Below are 5,206 nucleotides of genomic sequence, written 5' to 3'. Positions count from 1 at the left end.
GCCGCTGCCTGGCCAAATGCAGCCCGAGCCCGGCAAGGCCGAGGACAAGCGCCCTCCTGAAGAACGCGTCGCTGATGCCAACAAAGCCGCGACCCAGCAACCCACCAAGTACGGGTATGTTAATGCAGTGCAAGTCTACCCCTTCACCGATGGCGCGCTTTATCAACTCTATGCCGCGCCGGAGCGCGTGACCGACATCGCTCTGCAGCCGGGCGAGAAACTAACCGCCGTGTCGGCTGGCGACACCGTGCGCTGGGTCATTGGCGATACCGCAAGCGGCACCGGTGACAATCAGCGCACCCATGTTCTGGTAAAACCCTTCGCGCCGGGTCTTGCCACCAATGTCGTCATTACGACGGACCGGCGGACCTATCATTTGCAGCTTCAAAGCACCGAGAAGACCGCAATGGCGGCAATCTCCTGGACCTACAGCCAAGACCAGATCATCGCGCTTCGCCAGCGCAATGCTCAAGCCGAGGCAGTTACACCGGTCGCGTCGAATATCGCGCTCGAAAACCTTCGCTTTCGCTACTCAATCAGTGGCGACACACCGCCCTGGAGACCGACGCGAGCCTTCGACGACGGCAGCAAGGTCTATATTGAGTTCCCTCGTCGCATAGATCAGGGCGAGGCGCCACCACTCTTCATCGTCGGCGCAGATGGGAGCAGCGAGCTCGTCAACTATCGCGTGCGCGGCAACTATTACATCGTCGATCGGCTCTTCGCCGCGGCCGAACTTCGCCTCGGCACCAAGCGGCAGCAGGTGATCCGCATCAGCAGGATTGACGGCAGGCAACCGCAACGGCGGATCTCGCTCTTTCGCGGCAGCCGGCGAGGTGAGGGCTCATGATCGAAAATTCCCGCTCTGGCATCCCGCCGAAACTGGATCCCGAGGAACTGCAGCTTCGGGCCTCTCCCCGCCGCGTGGTGCGGTTCAGGCGCGGTGTGATCATCGCGATCGCAGCGCTCGGATCCGGCGCTGTCTTCGGCGTTACCATGATCGCCCTCCAGGGGCCGGCCCTTCGCATCAGGGATCAGGCGGAAGATCTCTACAACACTCAGCGCAAACCAACCGCCGAGGGACTCGATACGCTTCCCCATGACTATTCCGGCATGAAGCCGAAGCCTCCCGTCCTTGGGCTACCTTTGCCGGGCGACCTCGGCCGCCCCATCCTCGAGCGGCAGCGCCAGCTCGGCATCGTGCCGGGCCAAGACATCTCGGCCGAGGAGCAGCGTCTAGCGCAGCAGGCGATCGAAGCGCGTGAATCGCGGGTGCTTTTCCGCGTCGAAAATCGAGCTCAACAGACAGATGTCGGAGAGAGCGTGCAAACTGCTCAGCATCCATTTGAGGCGCTTCCCCAATCCGAAGCAGGACGCGCGTCAGCCTCGGTGGCGGCGGCGGAAGGCGACCAGAACAATCAGCAGCGAAAGCTTGATTTTCTCAGCCAGCGGAGCACTGGCGGGATCTACAATCCGCATGCGCTTCAGACGCCGATCTCGCCATATCAACTGATGGCTGGCAGCGTGATTGCCGCCAGCCTGATCACCGGCATCAATTCCGATTTGCCGGGCCTTGTGGTCGCGCAAGTCACCGAAAATGTGCACGACACGGTCACGGGCAACATATTGCTGATTCCGCAGGGCTCACGTCTTATCGGCGTCTACGACAGCGTCGTCGCGTTCGGGCAAAAGCGAGCGCTGCTGGTCTGGCAGCGCATTCTGCTGCCCGACGGCTCGTCGGCCGAAATCGACAATCTGCCCGCGAGCGACACCGCCGGCTACGCAGGGCTGGAAGACAAAGTCGATTTCCACACTTGGCAGATGATCAAGGGAGTGGCGCTTGCCACATTGCTCGGTGTCGGCACAGAATTCAGCCTCGGCGAAAACGAGAGCGATCTGGTCAAGGCGATCCGGGAATCAGCCCAGCAGAACGCCAGTCGAGCCGGCCAGCGCATCACCGAAAAAAACCTCAATATCCAGCCCACCATCGTCGTCCGCCCAGGTTGGCCACTGCGCGTCATCGTGCACAAGGACATCGTGCTGCGGCCATACGCCAGTTGAGCAGGAGTTATCATGGCTGACCTGAAACTTGGAAAACTTCCGGACCGAACAGCTTCGAAGATCACCATTACCGTCAGCGCGGAGCTGAGCCAAACACTCAAGGAGTATGCTGCACTTTACCGTCAGACCTATGGTCAGTCTGAAACCGTGGCAGAACTCATCCCTTTCATGCTGGCGGCGTTTCTGGAAGGCGACCGAGCCTTTGCCAAGGCCAGAAAAGAACGTCTGCCGACGGAGCTTGCCGGAAAATCGTGACTCCTCCGCTAGGGCAGCTGGAACATTGCCTAGCTGTCGCGACCTACCTGCGAAGCATAGGATCAAACACCTTGAAATGCAGGTATGCGCAAGAGTGGATGTGGAAGGAGATACCGCGCAACAGCCTAAGTTTGCATTTTCGATTTTGATGCGGTAGTCGGCTATGAGCGGTCAAAACGAACGCAGCTGGTTCGCCGATCGACCAAACGGCGAGCGCACTGTGCTTTGCTCAGACCGCCACCGAGTGCCTCGCCGTTCCCCCTTTGAAATATGTATCGAACTTGGCCGCGATGGTTCGAATGAAGGGGCGACTTTCAGTCCGTACGAGGAAACTGTCACCATCGAATTCAAGCGCTCGGGCAGGATCGTGGAGTGCGATGGACCTCGAGCGATGAAGGAGCTGCTCGCCGGCTTTGCCGAACCGCTCCACCAGGTCGACTGCCGAGAAGGCAAAATCACACATCAGCCGCTCGATGATCCAGCCACGGACGCGATCGTCGTCGGAAAGGGCAACGCCGCGCACGGCAGCCAACCCGCCATCCGCAACCATGCGCCCGTACCCGGAAGTCGAAGCCATGTTCTGCACGTAGCCTTGGCGAAAACGACCGATGGACGAAGGGCCAAGTCCGATGAGTGTCGGGCAGCGATCCTCAGTGTAGCCCTGAAAATTGCGATGCAAAACCCCTGCGCGGGCCGCTATGGCCAGCGCATCGTCGGGCTTCGCGAAATGATCGAGTCCTATTGCCTCATATCCCTTGGCGACAATTGCCCGCGCCGCGAGTTGAGATTGGGCGAAACGCTCAGTGGGACTCGGCAGCCATGCCTCGTCGATCATCGTCTGATGCTTCTTGAACCAGGGCACATGTGCGTAGCCGAACAGGGCCATCCGGTCTGGCTCCAAGGTCAGTGCCTGCGCCACCGTGGAACAGATCGTCTCGCGTGTCTGATTCGGGAGCCCGTAGAGCAGGTCCAGATTGACCGATTCGACGCCCCGCGAACGAACCCCGTCGACGACTGCCTTGGTCTGCAAAAAACTCTGCTCACGATTAATTGCTTTTTGCACTTGCGGATCGAAATCCTGCACGCCGAGGCTCGCCCGCGTTACGCCGATTTGAGCAAGTGCATCAAGGCGCGCCTTGTCCATGTCGTTGGTTTCGATTTCGATGCTGACCGTAGCATCCGGGAGAAGGTCGAAGCTGTCCCGCAAGGCCGCTCCAAGAGCAACCATATCATCGGGCCTCAGAATAGTTGGCGAACCGCCACCGAAGTGGATTGCACGGACATGTGCCTTGCCGCTCACCAGACCGGCAATCGTGACGATTTCGGCATTCAGCGAGCGCAGATAAGCGGCCACCGGCTCATATTGGTGCGTCTGCTTGGTGTGGCAGGCGCAGAACCAGCAGAGCTTGTCGCAGTAAGGAATGTGCAGGTACAGCGAGATTTCGTCGCCGCTTTCCAGCGTCTCCAACCAGCCACGGTAAATGGCAGCATCGATCCCCGAATGGAAATGCGGCGCCGTCGGATAGCTGGTGTAGCGTGGGACGTTCTCGCTGAGTTTGACAGCTATTTCCGATTGCATCTCGCGTTCACCGTGTTGCCCGCCGGAACACTGCACGCATCGCTGAAGCAGACCCTGATCTCGATCAGCCGCGCTCATGGACAAACCGCCGCAGGATTTCTCTACCCTGGATGGGTATCCTGCCGGCAGTTAGGATCGGGTAAGGCGAACGCATGACCTTTCGGCAAGACATTCATAGTTCCGGCATTCCTGTTCTTTGCTTCCCTTGCGAGGCACGGCGTCGCGGTGTCTGCGGTGCGCTCGATCCAGACAATTTGGTTGGGCTCGCCAAGACTTGCTCGCGTCGCCGGATCGAGTCAGGAATGGAGTTGACCGGCGAGGCACAGAACGTCGACAGCTACTCCAACGTGCTTTCAGGCGTGGTAAAGCTATCAAAGAGCCTGTCGGATGGGCGCCAGCAGATCGTCGGTCTCCAGTTTGCACCGGATTTTCTGGGACGTCCTTTCAAGGAGGAAAGCTCGATCAATGCGGAAGCGGCAACAGCAGTCACGCTGTGTTCGTTTCCGCGAGCGGCCGTCGAACGGATGATGAAGGCGTCACGGGAATTCGAGCATCGCCTGCTCAAACAGACGCTGAATGAACTCGATGAGGCGCGCGAGTGGATGGTGACGCTGGGGCGCAAGACAGCTCCGGAAAAGGTGGCGACTTTTCTCCTCATGATGGCCCGGAATATCGATTCCAGTCTCGATGCGGCTTCCGGGTCGGCCTCCTTCGATCTGCCGCTGACGCGTGCCGAAATGTCTGATTTCCTTGGAATCACCAGCGAGACCGTGAGCCGCCAACTGACGCGATTGCGGGCTGACGGGGTGATTCGGATTGAGAACGCACGCCATGTGACGGTGGACAGCATAAGCCGTCTGGAGAAGCGCTGTGGCGGCGGACGCGAGCGGCCCTAAGCGGCGAGGCCATGTCGCATGACTCCGGGGCGGGCCGTGTTTGCCTTTTAATGCGATGTCGCCGCGCCTTCGACGAAGCGGCGTCACGGTCGAGACAAACAGCTTTCGGCCTTTGATAGGAACGTGACCAATCGCCAGGTGTGTTTCGGCACATACCGGCGAAGCATGGTCCTTAATCTGCCACGGCTCGGCGGAACGATCGCGTTCGTTTCCAATGGGATCCGAACAACGTTTGGCAGGGCATCGGCAATAGCATCCAACGCGCGCAGAGCCTCAGCTTTCGCCTCAGCGATCGCGTCTGCGCCCGCCCAACCCAGGGAACGCCTTCCATGAGGGGGTGAGCCCGCGCTGCGTTCCTCGTTCATTCGCCACCTGCTGATTGCGCCGCACAAAATCGTGCGGCCTGACATAGATC

General features: G+C 59.8%; 5 protein-coding genes. 4 read left to right on the top strand and 1 reads right to left on the bottom strand.

What is annotated here, in order from left to right; all coding sequences use genetic code 11:
* The 3 genes from trbG to EN893_RS17880 form a co-directional block, all read left to right on the top strand.
* Nucleotides 1-850 (top strand): P-type conjugative transfer protein TrbG (trbG, locus tag EN893_RS17890; protein WP_128273148.1); only part of this gene is annotated, 850 nt, incomplete at its 5' end.
* Complete coding sequence (locus tag EN893_RS17885) at nt 847-2,061, top strand: TrbI/VirB10 family protein (protein ID WP_024502858.1); 1,215 nt, start codon at nt 847-849, stop codon at nt 2,059-2,061. The genes trbG and EN893_RS17885, both read left to right, overlap by 4 nt.
* A 12-nt stretch (nt 2,062-2,073) precedes the next feature.
* Nucleotides 2,074-2,316: a DUF2274 domain-containing protein gene (locus EN893_RS17880; RefSeq protein WP_024502859.1), complete on the top strand. Its 243-nt coding sequence runs from the start codon at nt 2,074-2,076 to the stop codon at nt 2,314-2,316.
* Between the two features lie 229 nt (nt 2,317-2,545).
* Here the strand turns inward: EN893_RS17880 and hemN are convergent, their stop codons facing one another.
* On the bottom strand, nt 2,546-3,895 hold the full coding sequence (hemN, locus tag EN893_RS17875) for an oxygen-independent coproporphyrinogen III oxidase (RefSeq protein WP_024502860.1): 1,350 nt from the start codon (nt 3,893-3,895) through the stop codon (nt 2,546-2,548).
* Between the two features lie 152 nt (nt 3,896-4,047).
* Between hemN and EN893_RS17870 the strand changes: the two genes are divergently transcribed.
* Nucleotides 4,048-4,791 (top strand): Crp/Fnr family transcriptional regulator, encoded by a 744-nt coding sequence (locus EN893_RS17870; protein ID WP_024502861.1) that lies wholly within the window; start codon nt 4,048-4,050, stop codon nt 4,789-4,791.
* The last annotated feature ends 415 nt before the right edge of the window (nt 4,792-5,206 follow it).

Origin of the sequence: Mesorhizobium sp. M7A.F.Ca.CA.004.04.2.1 (genome assembly GCF_004022825.1) — a bacterium.
Lineage (GTDB): Bacteria > Pseudomonadota > Alphaproteobacteria > Rhizobiales > Rhizobiaceae > Mesorhizobium.
The sequence above is the reverse complement of the archived record's forward strand: the minus strand, read 5'-3'. Positions and strand labels throughout refer to the sequence as shown.